The organism is Candidatus Rickettsiella viridis, from assembly GCF_003966755.1.
Classification (GTDB): domain Bacteria; phylum Pseudomonadota; class Gammaproteobacteria; order Diplorickettsiales; family Diplorickettsiaceae; genus Rickettsiella_B; species Rickettsiella_B viridis.
The window spans coordinates 1,359,419-1,382,750 of sequence record NZ_AP018005.1; the positions used below are offsets into that span (position 1 = coordinate 1,359,419).

Annotated in this window: 20 protein-coding genes and 1 rRNA gene; 13 read left to right on the plus strand and 8 right to left on the minus strand. The window is 41.0% G+C overall.

What is annotated here, in order from left to right; translation table 11 throughout:
- Positions 1-123 precede the first annotated feature (123 nt).
- Positions 124-1,765, minus strand: a 16S ribosomal RNA gene (locus DMP02_RS06185).
- Between the two features lie 338 nt (positions 1,766-2,103).
- Between DMP02_RS06185 and nagZ the strand changes: the two genes are divergently transcribed.
- The 4 genes from nagZ to rho all read left to right on the plus strand — a co-directional run bounded on the left by nagZ (position 2,104) and on the right by rho (position 5,617).
- Positions 2,104-3,126, plus strand: coding sequence for a beta-N-acetylhexosaminidase (nagZ, locus tag DMP02_RS06190; protein ID WP_172593997.1), 1,023 nt, complete (start codon positions 2,104-2,106; stop codon positions 3,124-3,126).
- A gap of 9 nt (positions 3,127-3,135) precedes the next feature.
- The gene (locus DMP02_RS06195; RefSeq protein WP_126323275.1) at positions 3,136-3,702 is read left to right on the plus strand and encodes a hypoxanthine-guanine phosphoribosyltransferase; all 567 of its coding nucleotides are present in this window, start codon (positions 3,136-3,138) and stop codon (positions 3,700-3,702) included.
- A 49-nt stretch (positions 3,703-3,751) separates the two neighbouring features.
- Positions 3,752-4,084 (plus strand): thioredoxin TrxA, encoded by a 333-nt coding sequence (gene trxA / locus DMP02_RS06200; RefSeq protein WP_126323276.1) that lies wholly within the window; start codon positions 3,752-3,754, stop codon positions 4,082-4,084.
- 267 nt (positions 4,085-4,351) lie between these two features.
- Entirely contained in the window at positions 4,352-5,617 is a 1,266-nt protein-coding gene (gene rho, locus DMP02_RS06205; protein ID WP_126323277.1) for a transcription termination factor Rho, read from the plus strand.
- 61 nt (positions 5,618-5,678) lie between these two features.
- Here the strand turns inward: rho and DMP02_RS06210 are convergent, their stop codons facing one another.
- The 3 genes from DMP02_RS06210 to DMP02_RS06215 form a co-directional block, all read right to left on the minus strand.
- On the minus strand, positions 5,679-6,272 hold the full coding sequence (locus DMP02_RS06210) for a disulfide bond formation protein B (protein ID WP_197720797.1): 594 nt from the start codon (positions 6,270-6,272) through the stop codon (positions 5,679-5,681).
- 1 nt (position 6,273) lies between these two features.
- On the minus strand, positions 6,274-6,426 hold the full coding sequence (locus DMP02_RS07550; RefSeq protein WP_408608707.1) for a DUF5993 family protein: 153 nt from the start codon (positions 6,424-6,426) through the stop codon (positions 6,274-6,276).
- Positions 6,427-6,503: 77 nt separating this feature from the next.
- Positions 6,504-7,448: an L-threonylcarbamoyladenylate synthase gene (locus DMP02_RS06215; protein ID WP_126323278.1), complete on the minus strand. Its 945-nt coding sequence runs from the start codon at positions 7,446-7,448 to the stop codon at positions 6,504-6,506.
- A gap of 246 nt (positions 7,449-7,694) precedes the next feature.
- On the opposite strand from DMP02_RS06215, the gene DMP02_RS06220 reads away from it, so the two are divergent.
- The 6 genes from DMP02_RS06220 (at position 7,695) to murB (ending at position 14,356) form a co-directional block, all read left to right on the plus strand.
- Positions 7,695-8,366, plus strand: a complete 672-nt coding sequence (locus tag DMP02_RS06220; RefSeq protein ID WP_126323279.1) for an SCO family protein — start codon at positions 7,695-7,697, stop codon at positions 8,364-8,366.
- Between the two features lie 14 nt (positions 8,367-8,380).
- Positions 8,381-9,463, plus strand: a complete 1,083-nt coding sequence (mnmA, locus tag DMP02_RS06225; RefSeq protein ID WP_126323280.1) for a tRNA 2-thiouridine(34) synthase MnmA — start codon at positions 8,381-8,383, stop codon at positions 9,461-9,463.
- A complete protein-coding gene (gene murD, locus DMP02_RS06230) occupies positions 9,450-10,820 on the plus strand; it encodes a UDP-N-acetylmuramoyl-L-alanine--D-glutamate ligase (RefSeq protein WP_126323281.1) in 1,371 nt (456 codons plus the stop codon). Before mnmA ends, murD begins: the two co-directional genes overlap by 14 nt.
- 1 nt (position 10,821) lies before the next feature.
- Entirely contained in the window at positions 10,822-11,970 is a 1,149-nt protein-coding gene (ftsW, locus tag DMP02_RS06235; protein ID WP_126323282.1) for a putative lipid II flippase FtsW, read from the plus strand.
- Between the two features lie 76 nt (positions 11,971-12,046).
- Positions 12,047-13,471 carry a UDP-N-acetylmuramate--L-alanine ligase gene (murC, locus tag DMP02_RS06240; protein WP_408608715.1) on the plus strand — a complete coding sequence of 475 codons (1,425 nt, stop codon included), beginning with the start codon at positions 12,047-12,049 and terminating at the stop codon, positions 13,469-13,471.
- Positions 13,472-13,474: 3 nt separating this feature from the next.
- Complete coding sequence (murB, locus tag DMP02_RS06245) at positions 13,475-14,356, plus strand: UDP-N-acetylmuramate dehydrogenase (protein ID WP_126323284.1); 882 nt, start codon at positions 13,475-13,477, stop codon at positions 14,354-14,356.
- Here the strand turns inward: murB and DMP02_RS06250 are convergent.
- Both DMP02_RS06250 and rph read right to left on the minus strand, forming a co-directional pair.
- Positions 14,351-15,916 (minus strand): APC family permease, encoded by a 1,566-nt coding sequence (locus DMP02_RS06250; protein ID WP_126323285.1) that lies wholly within the window; start codon positions 15,914-15,916, stop codon positions 14,351-14,353. The genes murB and DMP02_RS06250 overlap by 6 nt on opposite strands.
- 86 nt (positions 15,917-16,002) lie before the next feature.
- Positions 16,003-16,722, minus strand: coding sequence for a ribonuclease PH (gene rph, locus DMP02_RS06255; protein WP_126323286.1), 720 nt, complete (start codon positions 16,720-16,722; stop codon positions 16,003-16,005).
- A gap of 89 nt (positions 16,723-16,811) precedes the next feature.
- Between rph and DMP02_RS06260 the strand changes: the two genes are divergently transcribed.
- The 3 genes from DMP02_RS06260 to DMP02_RS06270 all read left to right on the plus strand — a co-directional run bounded on the left by DMP02_RS06260 (position 16,812) and on the right by DMP02_RS06270 (position 18,962).
- Positions 16,812-17,663, plus strand: coding sequence for a YicC/YloC family endoribonuclease (locus tag DMP02_RS06260; protein WP_172593998.1), 852 nt, complete (start codon positions 16,812-16,814; stop codon positions 17,661-17,663).
- A 3-nt stretch (positions 17,664-17,666) separates the two neighbouring features.
- Positions 17,667-18,299: a guanylate kinase gene (gene gmk, locus DMP02_RS06265; RefSeq protein ID WP_126323288.1), complete on the plus strand. Its 633-nt coding sequence runs from the start codon at positions 17,667-17,669 to the stop codon at positions 18,297-18,299.
- A 117-nt stretch (positions 18,300-18,416) separates the two neighbouring features.
- Positions 18,417-18,962, plus strand: a complete 546-nt coding sequence (locus DMP02_RS06270) for a phospholipase D family nuclease (RefSeq protein WP_232019634.1) — start codon at positions 18,417-18,419, stop codon at positions 18,960-18,962.
- Here DMP02_RS06270 and DMP02_RS06275 read toward each other — a convergent pair.
- Together DMP02_RS06275 and DMP02_RS06280 are read right to left on the minus strand one after the other, a co-directional pair.
- Positions 18,935-21,997 carry an efflux RND transporter permease subunit gene (locus tag DMP02_RS06275; protein ID WP_126323289.1) on the minus strand — a complete coding sequence of 1,021 codons (3,063 nt, stop codon included), beginning with the start codon at positions 21,995-21,997 and terminating at the stop codon, positions 18,935-18,937. The genes DMP02_RS06270 and DMP02_RS06275 overlap by 28 nt on opposite strands.
- A 51-nt stretch (positions 21,998-22,048) precedes the next feature.
- Positions 22,049-23,200, minus strand: coding sequence for an efflux RND transporter periplasmic adaptor subunit (locus DMP02_RS06280; RefSeq protein ID WP_197720798.1), 1,152 nt, complete (start codon positions 23,198-23,200; stop codon positions 22,049-22,051).
- Between the last annotated feature and the right edge of the window lie 132 nt (positions 23,201-23,332).

A 23,332-nucleotide genomic window follows, 5' to 3' on the forward strand; every position in this document is an offset into this window, starting at 1 on the left:
GGTCTACTTCATCGTCATTGCGAGCGCGAAGCGCGCGGCAATCTAGGACGATTTTTCTTCCAACAGTTAAGCAATGTGTGTGAGCGCTTGGGCGCTTAGGGTTTTTGTTTTCTTATTTTATAATAAGGAGGTGATCCAGCCGCAGGTTCCCCTACGGCTACCTTGTTACGACTTCACCCCAGTCATGAATCCTACCGTGGTCGGCGATCCCCTTTCGGTTAATCTACCGCCTTCTGGTAAAACCCACTCCCATGGTGTGACGGGCGGTGTGTACAAGGCCCGAGAACGTATTCACCGCGACTTGCTGATTCGCGATTACTAGCGATTCCAACTTCATGGAGTCGAGTTGCAGACTCCAATCCGGACTACGAAACGTTTTACAGGATTGGCTCCCCCTCGCGGGTTGGCTTCCTTCTGTACGCTCCATTGTAGCACGTGTGTAGCCCTACCCATAAAGGCCATGATGACTTGACGTGGTCCCCACCTTCCTCCGGTTTATCACCGGCAGTCTCCTTTAAGTTCCCAGCTTTACCTGTTGGCAATAAAGGATAAGGGTTGCGCTCGTTACGGGACTTAACCCAACATCTCACGACACGAGCTGACGACAGCCATGCAGCACCTGTCTCTTAGTTCCTTTCGGCACTCGAGCATCTCTGCTCAATACTAAGGATGTCAAGGGTAGGTAAGGTTCTTCGGGTTGCATCGAATTAAACCACATGCTCCACCGCTTGTGCGGGCCCCCGTCAATTTCTTTGAGTTTTAACCTTGCGGCCGTACTCCCCAGGCGGAGAACTTAACGCGTTAGCTTCGCTACGTCGCGCAGAACCGAAGTCCCACGCCTCACAGCCAGTTCTCATCGTTTACCGCGTGGACTACCAGGGTATCTAATCCTGTTTGCTCCCCACGCCTTCGCGCCTCAGTGTCAGTTAAGAGCCAGGTTGTCGCCTTCGCCACTGATGTTCTTTCCGATATCTACGCATTTCACCGCTACACCGGAAATTCCACAACCCTCTCTCTCACTCTAGTCAACCCGTTTTCGACGCCATTCCCAGGTTAAGCCCGGGGATTTCACATCAAACCTAGTCAACCACCTACACGCCCTTTACGCCCAGTCATTCTGATTAACGCTTGCACCCTCTGTATTACCGCGGCTGCTGGCACAGAGTTAGCCGGTGCTTATTCTGTGGGTACCGTCACAGTAATCGAATATTCCTCGATTACCTTTCTTTCCCACCTAAAGTGCTTTACAACCCGAAGGCCTTCTTCACACACGCGGTATCGCTGGATCAGGGTTTCCCCCATTGTCCAAGATTCCCCACTGCTGCCTCCCGTAGGAGTCTGGGCCGTGTCTCAGTCCCAGTGTGGCTGGTCATCCTCTCAGACCAGCTACGGATCGTCGCCTTGGTAGGCCTTTACCCCACCAACTAGCTAATCCGACGTAGGCTCAACCTAGAGCGCAAGGCCCCGAAGGGTCCCCTGCTTTGATTTCTCAATATTATGCGGTATTAGCACGCGTTTCCGCGTGTTATCCCACTCTCCAGGACAGATTCCTACCTATTACTCACCCGTCCGCCACTCGCCATCATCCCGCACTTAACTTAGATTCTTATACCCCTCTCTCATTTTCAGTTTTTCACACAAACGTGAAAAATACCAAAATAATTCAGGCAATCTGAGTTAAGTGCGGGACATGCTGCCGTTCGACTTGCATGTGTTAGGCATACCGCCAGCGTTCAATCTGAGCCAGAATCAAACTCTTCACTTCTTTGTTTAATTCCGCTCACTCAATTCTATGATCTCTCATTCAAATCAAGCGCTCGGTTTGTGAATACTTATAACTATCGGCTTTTACACCAACAGCCCTCGCATCCACTCTCGACCAAGCGCCCACACACTTTGCTTACTGCTTACTTTGTTAATGACCATCCCAAAAAAAGAGGCCTCTTTAGCCTCTCTTTCTCTCTCAGGCGTAACACCCAAGAGCCGCGCATTCTACTCCATATGCATTCTTTGTCAAGAGGAATTTTATTAGAAAAAGTTTGTTATCATTATCGCCATGAGTACTACCTTTTCCCTTGTAAAAACTTTGAAGTAATCCTACCTATGGGCCCTCTTATTTTAGACTTAAACGGACTTGAGCTTTCCTCTGAAGAACGAGAAATACTCAAACATCCACAGATTGGCGGCATTATCTTTTTTGCACGCAACTATGAATCACCTCAGCAACTGCTGGACCTCATATCACAAATTCGCAATAGCAGTAATCAGCGGTTGCTTTTAACCGTTGATCAAGAAGGTGGGCGTGTGCAACGTTTCCTTTCTGGGTTTACTCAGCTTCCTGCCTTAGGGAAGATTGGCCAACTTTATGAAAAGAACCCCTCACAAGCAGCTCAGCTTGCTGAACTACACGGCTGGTTGATGGCCAGCGAACTATTATCATTAGGAATAGATTTAAGCTTTGCCCCTCTCCTAGACTTAAACAATGGGCATAACCAAGTCATTGGCGCGCGTGCCTTCCATGGCAACCCCGCCATCGTTACCAGCTTAGGACGTCATATTATTCAAGGTATCAACGATGCGGGCCTATGCACCGTCGGGAAACATTTCCCAGGGCACGGCGCAGTTACCCGCGACACCCATACCCACCTTGCAGTAGATACCAGAGATTACAAAACCATTGAGAATGATGACTTAATTCCATTTACCCAATTAAGTCCTTATCTAGATGGCATCATGGCCTCACATATCGTCTACAGCGAAGTCGACCCATTACCTTGTGGATTTTCTTCATCCTGGCTACAAACTATTTTGCGAAAAAAACTCAATTTCTCGGGTGCTATTTTTACAGATGATTTATCTATGCAAGCTGTCAAAGCGTTAGGGGATGTTACAGAACGAGTTCAACTTGCCCTGCGAGCGGGATGCGACGGTATATTAGTTTGTAATAACCGAGAAGATGCTATTTCCGCATTAGATTATTTAGAAAACAGTGCCCCATCGAATAAAACTACAGCGAAGCGCTTGCAAAAATTATTTCCTCGTCGCACACTAGAGCCCGCTTTATTACGACAAAGCACTGCTTGGCACGATGCTGTCAATCAACTCAGCAAATTAAATGATAATTAGGTTTCATTCATGCAAATTCCAACTCAAATCCAAGAAGTAAAAGAAAAAGCAACGTGCCTTTTTACAAAAGAAGCCATTGAAGCCAATCTCGATAAAATTGCCAAAGAAATCAGTGAAAAATTAGGTGAGAGCAATCCGGTTGTTTTATGTGTTCTAATTGGCGGTTTAATTCCAGCAGGTAATCTCTTGCCCCGGCTTGATTTCCCTTTAGAGCTAGACTATATCCATGCTACACGTTATGCCAACGAAAAACTGGGTAATACTGAAATAAATTGGGTAGCAAAGCCTCGTGTTTCTTTGAAAAACCGCAACGTGTTAATTATTGAAGATATATTAGACGGTGGCTTGACATTAGCCGCTATCGTTGAGTATTGTCGCCAACAAGGCGCAAGTGCCGTTTATACAGCGGTATTACTGGATAAGCAAAAGGTAACACGTGTGCCTGGCGGTATACAGTCTGCAGATTTTACGGCCATTACGATGGACAATGGCTTTGTTTTTGGGTATGGGATGGACTATGACGGCTATTTACGAAATGCGCCCGGTATTTATGTTGTATCGCCTGAACACGAATAATAACTTCAACTTGCCAAATCATTTATTTTGAGGTCAAATAGTCATTCTTATGAGTAATGAATCAATTATCACTCTCAGTGATGCTTCCTTTGAAGAAACAGTTTTAAAATCCAAATTGCCTGTATTGGTTGACTTCTGGGCCGAGTGGTGTGGCCCTTGCAAACAGCTTATGCCTATTGTAACCGAGCTAGCCAAAGAGTATGTTGGAAAAATAACAATTGGCAAATTAAACGTTGACGAAAACCAAGCTACCCCAGCAAAATACGGTGTACGTGGTATCCCTACGTTAATTCTCTTTAAAGATGGAAAAGCACTTGCCACTAAAGTCGGGGCTTTATCAAAATCACAGTTAGCCACTTTTATAGATAGTCATCTTGCTTAAGCAGATAACTATGTTTCTACTTAGAATTAATAAGTAGAATGAGCATTAAGGTAATTACTATTTTTCACTGTATTAGGAACTGCATAAATTGATAGCAGCGTTACATGCTACCCATATATAGGAGTTATATTTAGTTATATCCTTGTGTAGGATATAACGTGAATAGATTTTAAATATCTTCGAATTCCCGAAATTATATTTCTTTTGTTTTTAAATATCCCATAACCACTAACTAGAAAATTTTCCTTTTATGAAAGAAACAACATTATGAATTTAACTGAACTTAAAAAAAACTCACCGGCAGAACTTGTTACAATAGCTGAAGAATTAAAAATAGACGGTCTTGGCCGCCTTCATAAAAAGGATATGATCTTTTCTATCCTTAAAGCACATGCGAAACGAGGCGAGGATATTTATGGTGCTGGGGTACTAGAAATACTACCCGATGGGTTTGGGTTTTTACGCTCTTCAGAAGGTTCTTATCTTGCGGGGCCTGATGACATTTATGTCTCCCCTAGCCAAATCCGCCGATTCAATCTTCATACCGGCGACACTGTTTCTGGAAAAATTCGTCCTCCCAAAGAAAGTGAACGCTACTTTGCTTTACTCAAAGTAGACGAAATTAATTTTGATACGCCAGATAATGCTAAGAATCGCGTTTTATTTGAAAATTTAACCCCTTTATTTCCCGATGAGCGTCTCTGCCTAGAACGTGGAAACGGTAGCACAGAAGATATTACAGCTCGGGTTATTGATTTAGTTGCACCCACCGGAAAAGGCCAGCGGGGGATCATTGTATCACCACCTAAAGCTGGAAAAACAATGATGATGCAAAACATTGCACAATCTATCGTACATAATTGTGCTGAATGTTATTTAATTGTTTTATTAATTGATGAACGCCCTGAAGAAGTAACCGATATGCGGCGCTCTGTTAAGGGCGAAAGAGTAGAAGTCATTGCCAGTACTTTCGATGAGCCTGCTACACGCCATGTTCAAGTAGCCGAAATTGTCATTGAAAAAGCAAAGCGTCTTGTCGAACATAAAAAAGATGTGGTGATTTTACTGGATTCCATGACACGTTTAGCACGTGCTTACAATACCGTGATTCCTTCTTCTGGGAAGGTGTTAACCGGCGGTGTCGATGCCAATGCATTACAACGCCCTAAACGTTTCTTTGGTGCTGCACGTAACATTGAAGAAGGTGGTAGCTTAACCATTATCTCAACCGCACTGGTTGATACCGGCTCAAAAATGGATGATGTTATCTATGAAGAATTCAAGGGTACAGGTAATATGGAAATTCACCTTGATCGCCGAATTGCAGAGAAACGTATTTACCCCGCTATCCATTTAAATCGTTCCGGTACACGACGCGAAGAACTTCTGGCAAAACCTGACGTATTACAAAAAATGTGGATTTTACGTAAAATTCTCCAATCAATGGATGAAATTGCAGCGATGGAATTCTTAATCGATCGCTTAAAGGCTACTAAAACCAATAATGAATTTTTTGATTCGATGAAGAAATAAAACTCTTTATTTACCAAATAAACCTAGTCACTACACGCTAAAAGCGCGTAGTGACTAGGCTTTAAGTATGCGTAGGATGAACCTCGACTAATTGAATCTCATATTTAACTGGATTTTCAGGACATGCCTTAAGTCCACATTCAAGATAAGTAGAAATACCATTAAAAACCGTCAAAAGAAAAACTACCGCAAACGCAAGATGCGTTAACAATTGTAACGTTTTGCTTTTAAACACACCACTCGGTATCTCTGAATATTGCGGGGAAATACTAAAAATAATGGCGATATAAATAATGACGCCTACACACAAAAGAAAAACCCACGTATATAAATGCAGCCCAAAAACAGAAGAACCATAACCTGGATCACCCGGTATGACATGCAAAAATATCTGACGTACCGACATTGCCGCTGTTAATAAGGCTGCAAGCAACGAAAGTGTGTAATGGCCCGGGTGAATATTAAACTTTACATTAAGCAAAAAACCAAACGCGATCGCTAAAATTCCAATACGCTGCAATATACATAAAGGACAGGGTAATTCGTGAAAAATCAGTTGTAATGCAAACGCAATAAGCAATAAAAGGCAAAGTCCCAATGCATCAAGTGCATTAAAGATTTTAATGATTTTAGCAACTTTATGAGGTTCCATCATATTAAAACTGCAAAGCTAGCTGGTCAGTCAGATGATGCAGGAAGACAAACGCTGTCGCTAGAAAAAAGAAAATAAATAGGCCAATAGAAAGCCGCCTTTGATTAAACCAGGCCAGTAATACACAAATACTATAGATAAAAAATAGAGCTAACATCCGCTTTCCCTGCAAATGATAATATTAAGTTAGACTATATTTTTAAAAAAATCTATCTAGCAGACCATCAGCACATTTTAGCTTTGTAATAAAGCACGTATTCCTGCCCATGTCTCATTCATAGGTAACGATTCAATTAAAATTTGACTGGTTGTGTTTCTTTTGGCCTCATGCAAACATAGATATAATACACGTCCATAATCACTTGCCTCTTCAGGCATCGGGATCCAAATCAGATTAACATGGCTAATACGCGCAGGCTGTCGTGCCAATACTGTTATTGATGTTCCTTGGTTCAAATAGTGATACACTGTATTTTCCAGCTCATCCCTTTCTACCTGCCTTAATGGCAATCGGATACGGCCAAACACAGAAGCATCAACTATTAGCTCCGAATCTATCACTCTTTGTATCGCTTGTTGTGAAATAGCACCTAATCTTAAGATATGTGGAATATCAAATGAAACGTCCACAATTGTTGATTCAATACCAATCGAGCAGGTACCTCCATCAACTATCGCATCAAGCTTATCAGCAAACGTTTGCCTGACATGTAGGGATTGTGTAGGGCTAAGATGTGTAGAACGATTGGCTGAAGGAGCCGCTAAACCCCCAGCAAATGCCTGCAAGATTGCCTGCGCAATCGGATGATCGGGGACCCTCAAACCAATTTTAGACCCTCCTCCGGTCAGCTCAGATAAAACTGATTCCTTTTTATTAAAGATTAAAGTCAGAGGACCTGGCCAAAAATAATTAGCCAATCGTTGCGCAAGTGGAGAAACATCATTTGTCCACTCAGCTAGATCATAATTTTGAGGCAATAAAACACTTAAGGGCTGGGTTAAAGGACGAGCTTTAAGTCTAAATATCCGCTTAACAGCGGATACATTTCTAGCATCCCCTGCCAGGGCATAAACCGTCTCCGTTGGAAAGGCAATAACCCCCCCTTGCTGCAAAGAGAACACCAGTTTCTGTAGCTGCGCCTCAGGCATTATGTTTACTTTTTCTTTAGCTATTTTCATCTGGTTTTTTCTATACCAGAAAAAAACAGGCTAAACAAGCATAATCCTAGCCGCCACTCGTCACTAAAGCGAATATAATTATAAGCTGAATACTCTCTTACTTCATAAGCGATTTGTAGTTGCAGCAATCCACTTATTAAAGCAAACTAAAGGCGTAGCAACGATAGAACCCTTTCATTATTCGAACTCTTATTGGCTCATGCCGTTTTTTCTACTCGTGAACCATTCTTTAATGAGGAGCATTGGATGCCTTACCCTTCTTCTAAAAATAACGTTTTGCCGTTGGTATGTTTCACCGTCATTGCCCTTGTGTTAGGCCTTGGCTTTAACGCATGGTATACCGTAAAACATAAGATAAACTTACCCACCTCGGGCACGCAAATCAGTCACCCACAAAGGATCCCTGAGTTCCTACTGACCGAAGGTTCGGGCGACCCCTTTACGAACCATAGTTTAAAAGGTCACTATAGTTTTCTTTTTTTTGGCGACACACAGGCACATTACCCCATGAGCATGCTCTCACATCTCTATACACAGTTTGAGAAAGAGAAGCTCCCACTACCTCAAATTGTCTTTATTACCCTAAACCCAAAGCACGATAAGCAAAAAATAGTCGCCGATTATGTAAAAACGTTTAATCCAGCATTCAAAGGTGTAACAGGCCCTTTGGTGGGCATTCAGCAGTTGAGCAAGCAAATGGGTGTTGTTTATATCCAAGCTCAGCAAAACAATCCCCACGATAAAAACCATCCAATTGACCATAACGGCACCCTCTATCTCATCAATCCTGCTGGACAGCTCATTGCCGTCTTTTCTCCACCTCATAAAAAAGATACCATTGCTCAGAACTATAAGGCTCTAATGCGAGTACAACAGGTAGCTAATACAAGCGACCCTAGAGCCCACAACAAGCTATAACAAATAAATTCGCTATGAAAAAACGTGTCATCGTGGGCTTATCAGGGGGAGTAGATTCCTCTGTAGCCGCTTTATTACTGAAAAAGCAAGGTTATGACGTCCAAGGCTTGTTTATGAAGAATTGGGAAGAGGACGATACCGAAGATTATTGTTCAGCAAGCACTGATATTGCTGATGCACAAGCCGTTTGTGATCATCTGTCTATTCCGCTACATACGATCAATTTTGCAGCCGAATACTGGGACCGTGTTTTTGCCCATTTTTTAAAAGAATATCAAGCAGGTCGCACACCTAACCCGGATATCCTTTGTAACAAAGAAATTAAATTTAAAGCTTTTCTAGAATACGCTATACAACAAGGCGCCGATTTTATTGCTACCGGCCATTATGCAGGCATATCTTTTGCGAATAATGACTATCAATTACTTAAAAGTACTGATAAAAATAAGGATCAAACTTATTTTCTATACACCTTAGGACAAGAACAATTAAGCAAAACCTTATTCCCACTCGCTTTGCTTAATAAAACAGAAATACGAAAAATCGCTGCGCAAGCCGGATTATTGAATCATAATAAAAAGGATAGCACTGGCATTTGCTTTATTGGCGAACGAAAATTCAAACGCTTCTTACAAAATTATTTACCAGCGCAACCCGGCGATATTGAAACCCAAGAAGGAAAACACATAGGCCAACACGACGGACTTATGTTCTATACCATTGGACAACGACAAGGTCTTGGCATCGGTGGCCTAAAAAAAACTGAACTAACACCCTGGTATGTGGCTGATAAAGCGCTGGACCGCAATGCCCTAATCGTGGTGCAAGGTCGCGGGCATCCTGCACTTTATTCCACTGTCCTTATTTGCGAACAACTGCACTGGGTTAATGAGCAACCACCGGCCTTCCCTTTTACTTGTACTGCAAAAATCCGCTATAGACAGCTTGAGACACCTTGCAATGTTATGCTGGATTCAGAAAACAAGCTGCGTGTTGAATTTGAGCAAGCGCAATGGGCTATTACACCCGGCCAATCGATCGTTTTCTATCAAGGTGCACGCTGCTTAGGAGGAGGAATTATTCATGGCTCGGTTTAATGCTTCTCACCGGCGATTAATTATTGGCTTAGGTGAAACTGGGCTTTCCTGTGCCCGTTATTTTAGTCGCCATCGTTTGTGGCGAAAACGTTTTGCATTATTAGATAGCCGTTTAGATCCACCACTTTTAGCAACGTTTAAGAAAGAATTTCCTCACGTGCCACTGTACTTAGGTCCTTTCGATCCGCAATTGTTAGAACAAGCAAAAGAATTAATTGTGAGCCCAGGCATCGATTTAAATGAACCTGTTATTGCTAATACAATCGCTAAAACCGGCATACGTCCTATCGGTGATATTGAATTGTTTGCTCAAAAAGCACGTGCCCCCATTATTGCAATCACCGGTACCAATGCAAAAGGAACCGTAACTACCTTATTTGGTGATATGATCCATGCTTCACAACGCACGGCGAAAGTAGGCGGAAATATCGGCAAACCGGCTCTAGATTTATTAAAAGGCGCTAAACCCAGTTTCTACGTATTAGAAATTTCTAGCTTTCAATTGCAAACCACTTATTCACTCCAGGCAAAAATCGCAACGATTCTGAATATTAGCCCGGATCATCTGGATCGACATAAAACTCTAGAAAACTATACTCAAACAAAACAACGTATTTACCAACGTTGTAAAACGGCGGTGTGGAATCAAGATGATCCTAATACACACCCACACAACCAGTTTAAACCAAAACAAATCCTCAGTTTTGGTTTAAAAATGGTAAAACCTAATTCAGAAAAGTTTGGCCTTCAACTATCAAACAAAAAAATTTACTTAGCGAAAGGCAACAAACGTCTCATACCTGTTGATAAACTTTTTATCAAAGGAAAACATAATTGGGCCAATGCCCTTGCCGCATTAACCATCGGAGAAGCCATTCAACTTCCACTAGCCTCAATGCTGGAAGCTTTATGCCAATTTAAAGGTCTAACGCACCGTTGCCAATGGATTAAAGAAGAGAAAGGCGTCACCTGGTATAACGATTCCAAAGCAACCAATGTTGGTGCAACCATGGCCGCCTTGCAAGGTTTAGGCCCTGCAACTCGAGGAAAAATTGTTTTAATTGCTGGCGGCCTGGGAAAAGGCGCTAACTTCAATCTTTTAAAACACAGCGTTAAAACACATGTCAAAACAGCTATATTAATTGGCCAAGACGCTCCTTTATTAAAAACAGCATTGGAGCATGACACATTAACGCAAGATGCCCGTGACTTAGCACACGCTGTTTCATTGGCACAACAAGCCGCCTCACCAGGAGATGCTGTATTGCTATCGCCCGCCTGTGCGAGCATGGATATGTTCAAAAATTATGAAGAACGTGGCAATGTTTTTGCGCAGCTAGTACGAGGAGAACCTTAACATGGCTAAAGCGATTCAACAGGAGGATTCCGTTATTCTCTATGATCGCACGTTACTTTTTTCAATTTTAACGTTATTAGCATTTGGCCTCTTAATGGTCGCCTCTACCTCGATTGTCATCTCGGAACGTCAATACGGCCAAGCTTTCCACTACTTTTTCCATCAATTATTTTATTTGATATTAGGCATAGGAACAGGGGCTGTTATTTTCCAAATAAAAACAGATTATTGGAAACAAATAAGTCTTGCACTTCTAGTGTTAAGTATCGCTTTACTCGTCGTCGTTTTATTGCCTGGCATTGGGAGGCAGGTTAATGGCAGTATGCGTTGGCTTGGATTTGGTCCTTTTGGCCTGCAAGTATCTGAATTCGTAAAATTAACGATGATCATTTACTTAGCCGGCTATCTACTCCGTCAAGAAAAACAAGTACAAACACAAATACGCGGATTTCTAAAACCACTACTAGTGCTCGCAATTATTACGTTTTTATTATTACGTGAACCCGATTTTGGTGCAGCCACTGTTATTTTAGTCACTAGCCTTGGCATGTTGTTTTTAGCCGGCGTACGAATTTGGCAGTTTGCGATCCTCTTTACCGGCGTGGTATTTATTTTAGGTATCCTTGCTATTAGCTCACCTTATCGTTTAGCCCGTTTAACGACCTTTCTTAACCCTTGGGCAAATCAATTTGACTCCGGTTATCAGTTAACACAATCTTTAATTGCATTTGGACGCGGCGGCTGGTTTGGCGTCGGCCTTGGTGAAAGCATACAGAAATTATTTTATCTTCCAGAAGCGCATACCGATTTTTTATTTGCTGTATTAACCGAAGAATTAGGCCTTATTGGCGGATTATTTATGGTCTTATTATTTTCGGTATTAGTATGGCGCGCCTTACGTATCGGCCAACGTTGTTTTAATGCAGGACAACGTTTTTCTGCTTATCTGGCTTATGGCATTGGTTTAAATATCGCCCTGCAAGTCATGATCAACATTGGCGTCAATATGGGTGTACTCCCCACTAAAGGATTAACACTCCCTTTAATGAGTTACGGTGGCAGTAGTTTACTGATTACCTGTATGATGCTTTCGCTATTATTACGCATCGATTATGAATATCGCCTAGCTGAATTTGGCTATCGTGAGTAAGCCACCCTCTTAGGATAGGTTGAGCCTATCTACAACTAATGACACAATACGCCCATCTCCTTACAAGATATAGGCCATCTCCATGAAAAACCCTTTTGTAGACCACCAAATGGGCCGTATTCAGCATCTTCATTTCGTTGGCATCGGCGGTGCTGGCATGGGCGGTATTGCCGAAATCCTACTCAATGAGGGTTACACGGTTTCGGGCTCTGATCTACAAGAAAACAGCATGACCCAACATTTGCAACAGTTAGGTGCACAATTCAACCGTGGCCATAAAGCGAAACATATTGATAAAGCGGATGTGATCATCTATTCCAGTGCCGTGCCAAAAGATAATGTAGAAATTATGAAAGCGCGGCAAACGCATATCCCGGTGGTCCCTAGAGCCTTAATGCTTGCTGAATTAATGCGGTTTCGCTATGGGATTGCTGTCGCAGGCACGCATGGAAAAACAACCACCACCAGTTTGGTAGCTAGTCTATTAAGAGAAGCAGGACTTGATCCTACCTTTGTGATTGGTGGCTGCCTTAATAGCACTAATACGCATGCACGCTTAGGTTCAGGCCGCTATTTAGTTGCTGAAGCCGATGAAAGCGACGCTTCTTTTCTTTATTTAAAACCTATGGTGGCTATCATCACCAATATTGATGCCGATCACATGGGTACTTATGACGGAAATTTTCAGCGGCTCAAACAAAGCTTTATAGAATTTTTACGTCATTTACCCTTTTATGGCTTAGCGATTGTCTGTGTAGATGATCCGATTATACGTTCTATTCTTCCTGAAGTGATGCGTCCTGTTATTACATACGGTTTCAGTAAAGATGCCGATATACGAATTACTTCTTTTAAACAAAAAGAAATTAAAAATCACTTTAGCGTTTTACGCAAAAATCAAAAACCATTAAATATCACCTTAAATTTACCGGGACAACATAATGCCTTGAATGCTGTCGCAAGTATTGCGGTTGCGACTGAATTAAATATTGCTGACGACGTGATTCAAACTGCTTTAGCTAAATTTAGTGGTGTTGATCGACGTTTTCAAATCCTCGGTGAATTTTGTGTTAAAAAAGGGCGGGTTTTATTAATCGATGATTATGGTCATCATCCTAGTGAAATTGCGGCTACTTTAAAAACGATTCGCGCAGCTTGGCCCGATCGACGCTTGGTAATGACTTATCAACCACACCGTTACACGCGCACACGTGATTTATTTAATGAATTTGTCACAGTATTAGCGGATGTAGATCATTTGCTGTTATTAGATGTGTATTCGGCCGGAGAAACAGCTATTCCTGGTGCTGATAGCCTGGCCCTATCAGAACACATTCGCCAACGCTCCGATTTAAATCCTACGGTTGTTGCCGACAAAAAACATTTATCACGCAATTTGCACGACATCCTTGAAAATAACGATGTACTTTTACTACAAGGTGCAGGTGACATTGGCAGTATTGCACAACAACTTGCCCTATCCGAATTCAGTATGGATTAAATAATGCAGGAACCCCGTGGTCGTTTACTAGAAAATGTTTCGCTCTCAAATTACACATCGTGGCGCGTTGGAGGTCCTGCGCAACGTCTTTATATCCCTAAAAATAGCGATGATCTGATTAACTTCCTAAAACAATTACCACCCAAAGAACCTGTGTTATTTTTAGGTTTAGGAAGTAATACCTTAATACGTGATGGCGGTATTAAAGCAACTGTGGTTATTACTCAAGGCGCTCTGAGTAAACTAGAGTTGTTAGAACCTACTGTGATTCGCGCAGAAGCAGGCGTCGCGTCACCTGCATTTGCACGATTTTCTGCAAGAAAAAACTTAAATGGTGCCGAATTTTTAGCAGGTATTCCTGGCACTATCGGCGGTGCTTTAGCCATGAATGCGGGCTGCAATGGTTCAGAAACGTGGGAAATCGTCAAAGCAGTAGAAACTATTAATAGACATGGAGAAAAAAAACTTCGCCGTCCCAGCAACTACCAAATCGCTTACCGTAGTGTCAATGTTTTTCCCGATGAATTTTATCTAGCCGCCCATTTCCAGCTAAATCCAGGTAACAAGGAAGAATCTTTAGAAAAAATTCGATCGCTATTAGCACACCGTACTGCGACACAACCGACCAATGAACCCAGTTGCGGTTCTGTATTTCGCAATCCTGAAAATGATTACGCGGCGCGCCTTATTGAAAGTAGTGGATTAAAAGGCCTAAAAATAGGGGGGGCCTCTGTTTCTACTAAACATGCTAATTTTATTGTCAACGAAAACCAGGCAACTGCTGCCGATATTGAAGCGCTAATAGAAAAAATTAGTGGTGCCGTTTTTAAAAAACATCATATTCAACTTATTCGCGAAGTTCATATTATTGGCGATAAGTTATAAATCTTGTAATTGCTTATTCATCAACTCAAATGATTCTTGTTCTGCCGCATCCTTCACCAAACAATGCTGCGATAAATACAACATGAAAAGACTAAATGGAAAAATCAGCAGCATATCTAAAGGAAACCTTAATAAACCCATACCACCAAAAGACCCTAAATAAGATAATAATAACAACAACGTTACATAAGAAAAAAACCAATATAAACTTAGCTTATTCGAAAATCGGGTATTGCGGTGATAAAAAAAATAGATAATACTCCCTACCATAATGGCTAGATAGAGTTTCCAAATCACTGGGAATCCACACCAATAAAGCATTAAATTACAAACAAAAAAAGCACCGTAACAAATAACAAAACTATTATCGAGTCTAAACGGACGATATTGCTCAGAACGCAGTTTACGTAATGCTAATAAGCAGACCGGCCCAACACCATAAGAAAAAATGCTCGCTGAAGCTAGAAATGCCACCATTTTTTGCCATCCTGGAAAAGGCAAAAATGATAATGCACCCACCAAAAAGTTAGCATATAAGGTCATATATGGAATTTGATACCTATTCACTTTTAAAAAAAGTGACGGTAAATATTTATTAAGTGCCATACCATACAAAATACGCGAAGTAGCAGCGGTATAAACCAAGGTTGTACCTAAAGGAGAAAAAGCGGCATCAAACAGTAATAAAGTAGCGACCAAGCTCAGTCCTAATAAAAGTGTTAAACCCACTAACGGACCACTATCGCCTGGAAACGTCAACGGATGCCAACCCTGTTGTAGATATATTTTTGGAATTGCCATTAAAAAAGCAAGCTGCAAGGTAAAATATAAAATTAACCCAACTAAAATTGCACCTAACATAGCAATAGGAATCGTTTTTTGCGGATTTTTCACTTCCCCTGCCAACATTAAGCCATTTTGAAAACCAGTAAAAGCAAAAGCAATACCACCCGCTGATAGTGCAGAAAATATTTGCATCCAACTTTCTTCTGTGGTCAATGTTAAATGAATATTCTCAAAAGAAGGCGATGCATGCATCAACGACACAATAGCAATTGAGGGAAGAATAAATTTTATGATGCTGGCATATTTATTACATTCAGTCAGAAATTTAATGCCATACGTATTAAGTAATACAATGGCAAACATAATCGCTAACGCAGCGACATATCCTATAGGAGAAAGCTTGAAATAATAGGCTTCTTTAACGAGTAATGCGGAAAAGAAATGGCTGCTATATTGCAAAATGGCTTGAATTTCTATCGGTGTCATCACCACGTAAGATAGCCAAGTGACCCAAGAAAATAAAAACCCAACCTCCCGACCATGGGTAAATGTCGGATAATTAGACATTCCACCGGATAATGGCAGCATTGCGCCTAATTCGCACAGCGGCAACGCGATCAATAGCATAAAAACGGCGGCGATAACCCAGCTTACCAATGCATTCGGCCCCGCCATTTTCGCTCCAAGAAAAGGCGTAAACAACCATCCTGAGCCGATCATACCGCCAGCAGCAGCAATGAGTATACTCGTCGTAGAAATATCGCGTTTTAACAAGTTAATCTCCGTATCATTCGCTAATTTTTAGCGTCGTGGATGCTGATCCTACCCATCAAGGATAGCAAATATATGAGAAAAAACTGTTACGAAATACCTAAACTTTCCTTTTGCTTTGTAAATAATTGCTTGATTCCGGATTCTGCTAAGCTCAACAAAGCATCAAACTCTTGCTTTAAAAAAGCCTTTTTCTCTGCAGTTGCTTGAAATTCAATAAATTCACCCTGCTCTGTCATGACGACATTCATATCCGTATCAGCCGTAGAATCCTCGACATAATCAAGATCTAAAATCGGCGTACCCTTGTAAAGCCCTACAGAAACCGCGGCTACCAGAAAACGCATCGGGTTTTGCTTAGTCTCACCTTTTTTATTCATCGCAGCCAGTGCATCAGCTAAAGCAACACAAGCGCCTGTGATGGCTGCCGTACGTGTGCCACCATCAGCTTGAATCACATCGCAATCCAATAAAATAGTATTTTCACCTAATTGTTTTAGATCAACACTCGTGCGCAGCGCTCGACCAATCAAACGCTGAATCTCTAAGGTTCGACCAGATTGCTTACCACGACTCGCCTCTCGCTCCATACGTGAATGGGTTGAGCGTGGCAACATCCCATATTCTGCAGTAAGCCAACCTTGGCCAGAACCCTTTAAAAACTTAGGTACACCCGCAATAACACTGGCATTGCAGATCACCTTGGTATGACCGAATTCAATTAATACGGATCCTTCGGCATGCTGGGTATAAGCACGTGTGATCTGAATAGCGCGCAGCGCATCAGCAGGACGTGAAGTAGAACGCATCATTATTTTCCTTCTATATTTATTACATAAGACTGATTAGAATAGCCCTCATTATACTTTTTAAATTAACGATTAACATGATTTGTAGCATGACGGCTTTTGCCAGAAAAGAACAACAAACGGAGTGGGGACATACTACTTGGGAGTTACGCAGTGTTAATCACCGCTATTTAGATATTAGTTTCTCTTTACCGGAGTCCTTGAGTTATCTAGAACCCTTGCTACGCAAACGGCTAAACCAACAGATACGACGAGGCAGAGTCGATGTAAGGCTGCGTTATAAACCACCTGCTAATAAAGCAATTCCTATTGAGATTAATGAAGATCTTGCCAACGCTATTATCCAAACCCATAAACAACTAGCTACTCTCACCCAAACTTCTAGCCCCTTAAACCCTATTGAATTATTACGTTGGCCACAGTTGCTAAAGCTTCCTGACATCGCTTACGAAACGCTACAATCGGACTTACTTGCTTTGTTTTCAGAAACCCTGACTGATTTATGTGTAACGCGAACCCAGGAAGGAAAAGCTATTCTTGAGGTCATCGATCAGCGTTTAACAAAGCTACAACGCCTAATCAACACGATCAAAGAACAATTGCCTATTATTCTTTCACTACAACGTGAAAAAACCTTGGCGCGCCTATCTGATATCCAAATGAATTTAGACCCTAACCGTTTAGAACAGGAAATGCTATTATTCACTCAAAAAATGGATGTGGCAGAAGAATTAGATCGCTTACAGATTCATGTTAATGAATTTAAAAAACTGCTTAAGAAACCAGCACAGGGCAAACAATTGGATTTTTTGCTCCAAGAACTCAATCGAGAAGCGAATACCTTAGCCTCTAAATCACTTAATGCAGACCTCAGTTTAATGGCAGTTAATTTAAAAGTTTTAATTGAAGAAATACGTGAACAAGTGCAAAACGTCGAGTAACTTATGAAAATTCCTGGTACGCTTTATATTATCTCAGCACCTTCCGGTGGCGGCAAAACCAGTTTAGTGAATGCATTGCTGGAATCGGTATCGAACTTAGAAGTTTCCATTTCCTATACAACGCGCGCGCCTAGACCGGGTGAAAAAGAAGGGGTTGATTATCATTTTGTTGATGAAGCACAGTTTAAACGGTTTAAAAAAAAACAGGCCTTTCTAGAAGATGCCACAGTTTTTGGTCATTATTATGCGACCTCTGTCACCTGGGTTACTAAAAAAATAGAAGCGGGCATTGACATTATTTTAGAAATTGATTGGCAAGGCGCACGGCAAATTAGAGAGAAAATGCCTGAATCTATCGGTATATTTATCATTCCACCTTCCTGGGAAACCTTGGAAAAAAGATTACGGCTCAGAGCACAAGATGAAGAAAGTGTCATTAAAAAACGTATGGCTGACGCAAAAGCAGAACTAGAACATTTTGATGAATATGATTACTTAATTCTTAATGATAATTTTTCAAATGCACTGGCCGATTTGAATGCCATTCTCAGAGTGCGTCGTCTACGCAGTGGTATTCAAAAACGGGAACTTGCTCCATTACTAAAGGATTTATTAAAACAGCCCTTTTCAAACTAATTGATGTTAACTCATATTCGTCATGGCAAGCGAATACAATGAGCATGGCCATCCAGTTTATGAAGTTTAGATTGCCACGCGCTTCGCTGTCATTGCGAGCGAAGCGCGGCAATCGCAATGACAATAGATGATTTATTGATGTTAAAACCTTTATTAATTTGTTTCTTATTACTTGCTCCATTTTATACCACCATAAGTCAAGCAAGTACGGCTAGCTGCCCTCGCATACAAGTTTGTTTCACTCCTGGACAAAATTGTACTATGCAAATTACCGATGTATTAGATAACGCAAAAAAATCTATTGCTGTACAAGCTTATAGTTTTACTTCAGTACCCATCGCGAAACATCTTGTTGAGGCAAGAAAACGCGGTGTTGTTGTTAAAGTCATCCTAGATAAAAGTCAAAAATCACAAAAATATAGTGCTTCACGCTTTTTACTCAATCAACACATTCCTGTGTGGATCGATTACAAACCGGCGATTGCGCATAACAAAATTATGATCATTGATGAAAAAGAAGTTATCACTGGCTCCTTTAATTTCACCAAGGCTGCACAAAACAAAAATGCTGAAAATGTATTAATTATTCGAGATCTAACACTTGCAAAACGCTACATGGAAAACTGGCAACGACGTCAAGCCGCTTCTGAAGTATTTGGTTGATAATGATCCTGAGCCAAAAATAAATACATAGCCGGCACTACAAACAAAGTAAATAAGGTACCAATTGAAATCCCTGTCGCAATAACTAATCCAATATTAAAGCGACTAATAGCACCTGCACCCGTCGCTAATATCAATGGAATAACACCTAATACCATAGAAGCAGTTGTCATCAGAATAGGTCTTAATCGAATACCCGCTGCCATTTGCACAGCTTCTCGCTTAGCGTGACCTTCTTTTTGCAGATCATTAGCAAATTGTACGATTAAAATACCGTGTTTACTGATCAAACCAATTAATGTCACTAAACCCACTTCCGTATAGATATTTAAACTTGCGCCACCAATTCCTAAACTAATAAAAATAAGTGCACCGCAAATCGACATCGGAACACTAATAAGAATAATTAAAGGATCCCTAAAACTTTCAAATTGTGCCGCTAAACAAAGAAAAATAATAACCAATGCTAGAAAAAAAGTTAATATCAATGCGCTACTTTCTTGCTGATATTGGCGTGACTGCGCGGCATAATCAATACCATAACCTTCTGGGAATATTTTTCCTGCCATATTTTTCAGTCCCTGAAGCGCATCGCCCATCGTCACGCCCGGAAAAGCCACGGCTGAAATAGTGGCTGAATTAAGTTGCTGGAAATGATTAATCGATTCAGGAACAACGGTCGTTTTCAAACGTGCAATGGTTGACAATGGAATAGACGAGCCATTGGGTAACATTAAATAATAATTAAGTATTTGATTAGCATTTAAACGCTGACTACGCATTACTTGCGGTATAACTTGATAAGAACGACCAGAAAAATCAAAATAATTAATATAGCCTTCGCTTAAAGCAGAAGCCAATACACTACCGACGTCTGCCATACTTAATCCAAGTTGTGCTGCTTTGTCACGATCAAGTTGAATCGCTGTTTGCGCCTTATCAATTTTAAGATCAGTATCCAAATAAACAAATAATCCACTCTTACGCGCTTCATCTAATAAACGTTGCGACACCTCATTCAATTTATCGTAACTATCTGTCGTTGTAATAACAAACTGCACAGGTAACCCACTTCCACCACCGGGCAATGATGGTTTTTGAAAAGCCGCAACGCGTGCCCCAGCGATGTGAGAAAATAATTGTTGTACCACGGGTTGTAGCTGATTTGTCGTACGTTTACGCTCATCCCATGGTTTAAAAACCATACCACCAATGCTGCTATTTAATCCGTTAACGCCGTCTAACTGAAAAACGTGATCAGTTTCAGGAAACTGCTCAAATATTTTAAATACTTGCTTCGAATAAAGCTGGGTTTGCTCTAAGCTTGCATTGGGTGCGGCGGTTAATAAGCTAATGATAAGCCCCTGGTCTTCTTGTGGGGTTAATTCACTTTTAGACGTAGCATAAAGAAAATAGATACTGGATAAAATAATAATAGCGAAAACACCAGTGACGCACACATTATCTAATGAACTATGTAAAAAACATTCATAAATATCACGGATTTTTTCGAACTGACGATCAATAAAAACAACAAAACCAGGGTTATTATTATCTTTTGTGGGCTTTAACGATTTAGAACACATCATCGGTGACAATGTTAATGCGATAATGGCTGATATTGCTACCGCACCGGCTAAAGTAAAAGCAAACTCAGTAAAAAGAGCGCCGGTTAGACCACCCATAAAACCAATCGGCACATAGACTGCAACCAACACAACCGAAATTGAAATAATAGGAATGGCTAATTCTCTGGCACCTTTTATTGCTGCATTAAACGGCGTCTCTCCTGCTTCGATATGTCTAAAAATATTTTCTACAATAATAATGGCATCATCTACCACTAAACCAATCGCTAATACTAGTGCTAATAAAGTCAATAAGTTGATGGTGTATCCCAGTAATAACATAATAAGAAAACTGCCAATTAACGAAAGTGGCATTGCAATAACAGGAATAACAACCGAACGTATAGAACCTAGAAAAATAAAAATAACCGCAGTTACGATAATTAAGGCTTCAATTAAGCTATGAATAACCTCGCTGATAGCGCTATTAATATAACGACTTTCATCATAAACAATCTCGCCTTTAAGTCCTTGCGGTAATTGTTGTTGAATATTAGGAAAAGCTTTTCTAACATTTTTAATAACTGATAGCACATTGGCAGTCGGCGCTACTTTTATACCAATATAAACGGCAGGTTTATTATCAAATTTAACGGCCGTATCGTAATTTTGCGCACCGAGCGTGACTTTAGCCACGTCTTTTAAACGAATAATCGCACCATTTTTTGCTTTAACAATCAGATTTTTAAATTCTTCTACTGTTTTCAATCCCGTTTCGATCGTTAGATCAACCGTTATCATTTCGCCTTTGGTGCGACCCACCGCCGCAATGAAATCATTATTGGCTAAAGCGATCGCCACTTCATTGGCGGTAATACCATAAGAAACTAGCTTGGCTGGGTCCAACCATGCACGTAAAGCAAACTGCCTCTGACCCAATATTTCTGCTTGCTGCACACCATCAATGGATTGCAACTTAGGCTGTACGACTCGAACAAGATAATCAGTGACATTATTACTCGCGAGTTGTTGGCTATAAAACCCGAGATACATTGAATCAATCGTTTCTCCCACCGTAATACTGAGCGTGGGTTGCTGAGAGGCTTTAGGTAATTGATTCAGTACGGCGTTTACTTTGGTATTAACTTCCGTTAGCGCCCTATTGGGATCATAATTAAGACGCAGATTAGCTTGAATAGAACTGCTACCTTGCGTACTACTCGAGGTTAAATAATCAATGCCTTGCGCTTGTGCAATAGAGTTTTCTAAAGGTGTGGTTATAAATCCAGCTACTAACGCAGGATCTGCCCCCGTATAAACCGTCGACACCGTAATCACCGCATTTTCTGTAAAAGGATATTGACGGATTTGCAATAAGCTTAATGAGCGTATGCCTAATACAAAAATTAGCAAGCTAATTACCGTTGCTAATACAGGCCGTTTAATAAATATATCTGTAAACCGCATTCGTCATCCTTGACTATCAGCTCTTTTAGATTCCTTTAAATTCGCTTTACTCTATTCATCAATAACCATAGGCGCCATTTTATCTTGTGGAACCACTGAGTTATTGATCACAATTAAGCTACCATTCTTTAATTTAAGTTGGCCGCTAGTAACCACCGTCTCGCCTTCTTTAAGTCCTTTTAGCACAGCAATTTGATCACCTCTTTTATCACCTGTCTCTACAAAAGTTTGTAATACACTAAGAATAGGATTACCTTTTTTATCTTTACCTTTTTGCTGCACAATATACGCTATTTCACCATAAGGATTAAAACTGATCGCTGTTTGAGGTAACGTCAAATAGCGCTGCGGTGTACCGGTTTCAACTTCCGCCGATATAAACATGCCTGGATATAATTCAGACTGAGCATTCTCAACAGTTGCTTCGACTTCAACATTACGTGTCGTTGAATCTACTATAGGATTAATAGTAGTAATTGCTGCAGCAAATGTCTTATCCGGATAAGTATCCGTTTTAATTTTAACGGTAGATCCTATATGTAATTGAACTAAATTTTGTTGAGGCACATAAAAATCGGCATATAGTGGATCCAATGCCTGTAGTGTGACTACTTGGTCACCGGCATTAAGGTATTGTCCTGGATTCACAGCAGAAATACCTAAACGCCCCGCAAAAGGAGCAACCAAGGTTTTTTTGGCAACGATTGCTGCTTGTTGCGCTACTTGTGCTTGTAAATTCTTTAGATTTTGCTCATCTGCATCCAATACGGCTTTACTGATCGCTTTTATCGCAAATTGTGCACTATCACGATGATAAGTAATCTCAGATAACTTCTCTTGTGCCTCTAACGCATGTAATAAAGCGACATCAGAATCTGCATTAAGTTGTACCAACACATCGCCTTGTTTAACTTCTGCACCCGGCTTAAAGTAAATCGTGCGCACTAAACCAGCTAATTCAGTTGTCACATTCACACCTTTTACCGCACGTAAACTACCGTACGTTAACAATGATGGCTGCCAGTCTTGATAATGCACTGGCATCGCAGAAACCGTTACTACAGGTGCTGTATTATTTTGCATCGCACGATTAATTAACATTCTTTTAAACAACTGAAACCCAAAAATACACGTAAACAATAACCCCACGCTGACTAACATAATAACCATCGGTTTTCGTAGCTGTTCTCTCCAATTATTCATTTTTCCCCTACCCCCATAAAACGATAAAACCGAGTATTTTGTTTTAGTTCTAGGCGGATTGGCTTTGAGAAGTGGAATGTACATGCAAGTACATGAGCATCGGAAAAGCCAACTCTGCGGTCAAAGTCGCAG

What these genes read in the sequence shown, in the direction of transcription:
- nagZ (WP_172593997.1), top strand. Translation starts at nt 2,104, where the DNA reads ATGGGCCCTCTTATTTTAGACTTAAACGGACTTGAGCTTTCCTCTGAA.
- DMP02_RS06195 (WP_126323275.1), top strand. Translation starts at nt 3,136, where the DNA reads ATGCAAATTCCAACTCAAATCCAAGAAGTAAAAGAAAAAGCAACGTGC.
- trxA (WP_126323276.1), top strand. Translation starts at nt 3,752, where the DNA reads ATGAGTAATGAATCAATTATCACTCTCAGTGATGCTTCCTTTGAAGAA.
- rho (WP_126323277.1), top strand. Translation starts at nt 4,352, where the DNA reads ATGAATTTAACTGAACTTAAAAAAAACTCACCGGCAGAACTTGTTACA.
- DMP02_RS06210 (WP_197720797.1), bottom strand. Translation starts at nt 6,272, where the DNA reads ATGATGGAACCTCATAAAGTTGCTAAAATCATTAAAATCTTTAATGCA.
- DMP02_RS07550 (WP_408608707.1), bottom strand. Translation starts at nt 6,426, where the DNA reads ATGTTAGCTCTATTTTTTATCTATAGTATTTGTGTATTACTGGCCTGG.
- DMP02_RS06215 (WP_126323278.1), bottom strand. Translation starts at nt 7,448, where the DNA reads ATGAAAATAGCTAAAGAAAAAGTAAACATAATGCCTGAGGCGCAGCTA.
- DMP02_RS06220 (WP_126323279.1), top strand. Translation starts at nt 7,695, where the DNA reads ATGCCTTACCCTTCTTCTAAAAATAACGTTTTGCCGTTGGTATGTTTC.
- mnmA (WP_126323280.1), top strand. Translation starts at nt 8,381, where the DNA reads ATGAAAAAACGTGTCATCGTGGGCTTATCAGGGGGAGTAGATTCCTCT.
- murD (WP_126323281.1), top strand. Translation starts at nt 9,450, where the DNA reads ATGGCTCGGTTTAATGCTTCTCACCGGCGATTAATTATTGGCTTAGGT.
- ftsW (WP_126323282.1), top strand. Translation starts at nt 10,822, where the DNA reads ATGGCTAAAGCGATTCAACAGGAGGATTCCGTTATTCTCTATGATCGC.
- murB (WP_126323284.1), top strand. Translation starts at nt 13,475, where the DNA reads ATGCAGGAACCCCGTGGTCGTTTACTAGAAAATGTTTCGCTCTCAAAT.
- rph (WP_126323286.1), bottom strand. Translation starts at nt 16,722, where the DNA reads ATGCGTTCTACTTCACGTCCTGCTGATGCGCTGCGCGCTATTCAGATC.
- DMP02_RS06260 (WP_172593998.1), top strand. Translation starts at nt 16,812, where the DNA reads ATGACGGCTTTTGCCAGAAAAGAACAACAAACGGAGTGGGGACATACT.
- gmk (WP_126323288.1), top strand. Translation starts at nt 17,667, where the DNA reads ATGAAAATTCCTGGTACGCTTTATATTATCTCAGCACCTTCCGGTGGC.
- DMP02_RS06270 (WP_232019634.1), top strand. Translation starts at nt 18,417, where the DNA reads ATGACAATAGATGATTTATTGATGTTAAAACCTTTATTAATTTGTTTC.
- DMP02_RS06275 (WP_126323289.1), bottom strand. Translation starts at nt 21,997, where the DNA reads ATGCGGTTTACAGATATATTTATTAAACGGCCTGTATTAGCAACGGTA.
- DMP02_RS06280 (WP_197720798.1), bottom strand. Translation starts at nt 23,200, where the DNA reads ATGAATAATTGGAGAGAACAGCTACGAAAACCGATGGTTATTATGTTA.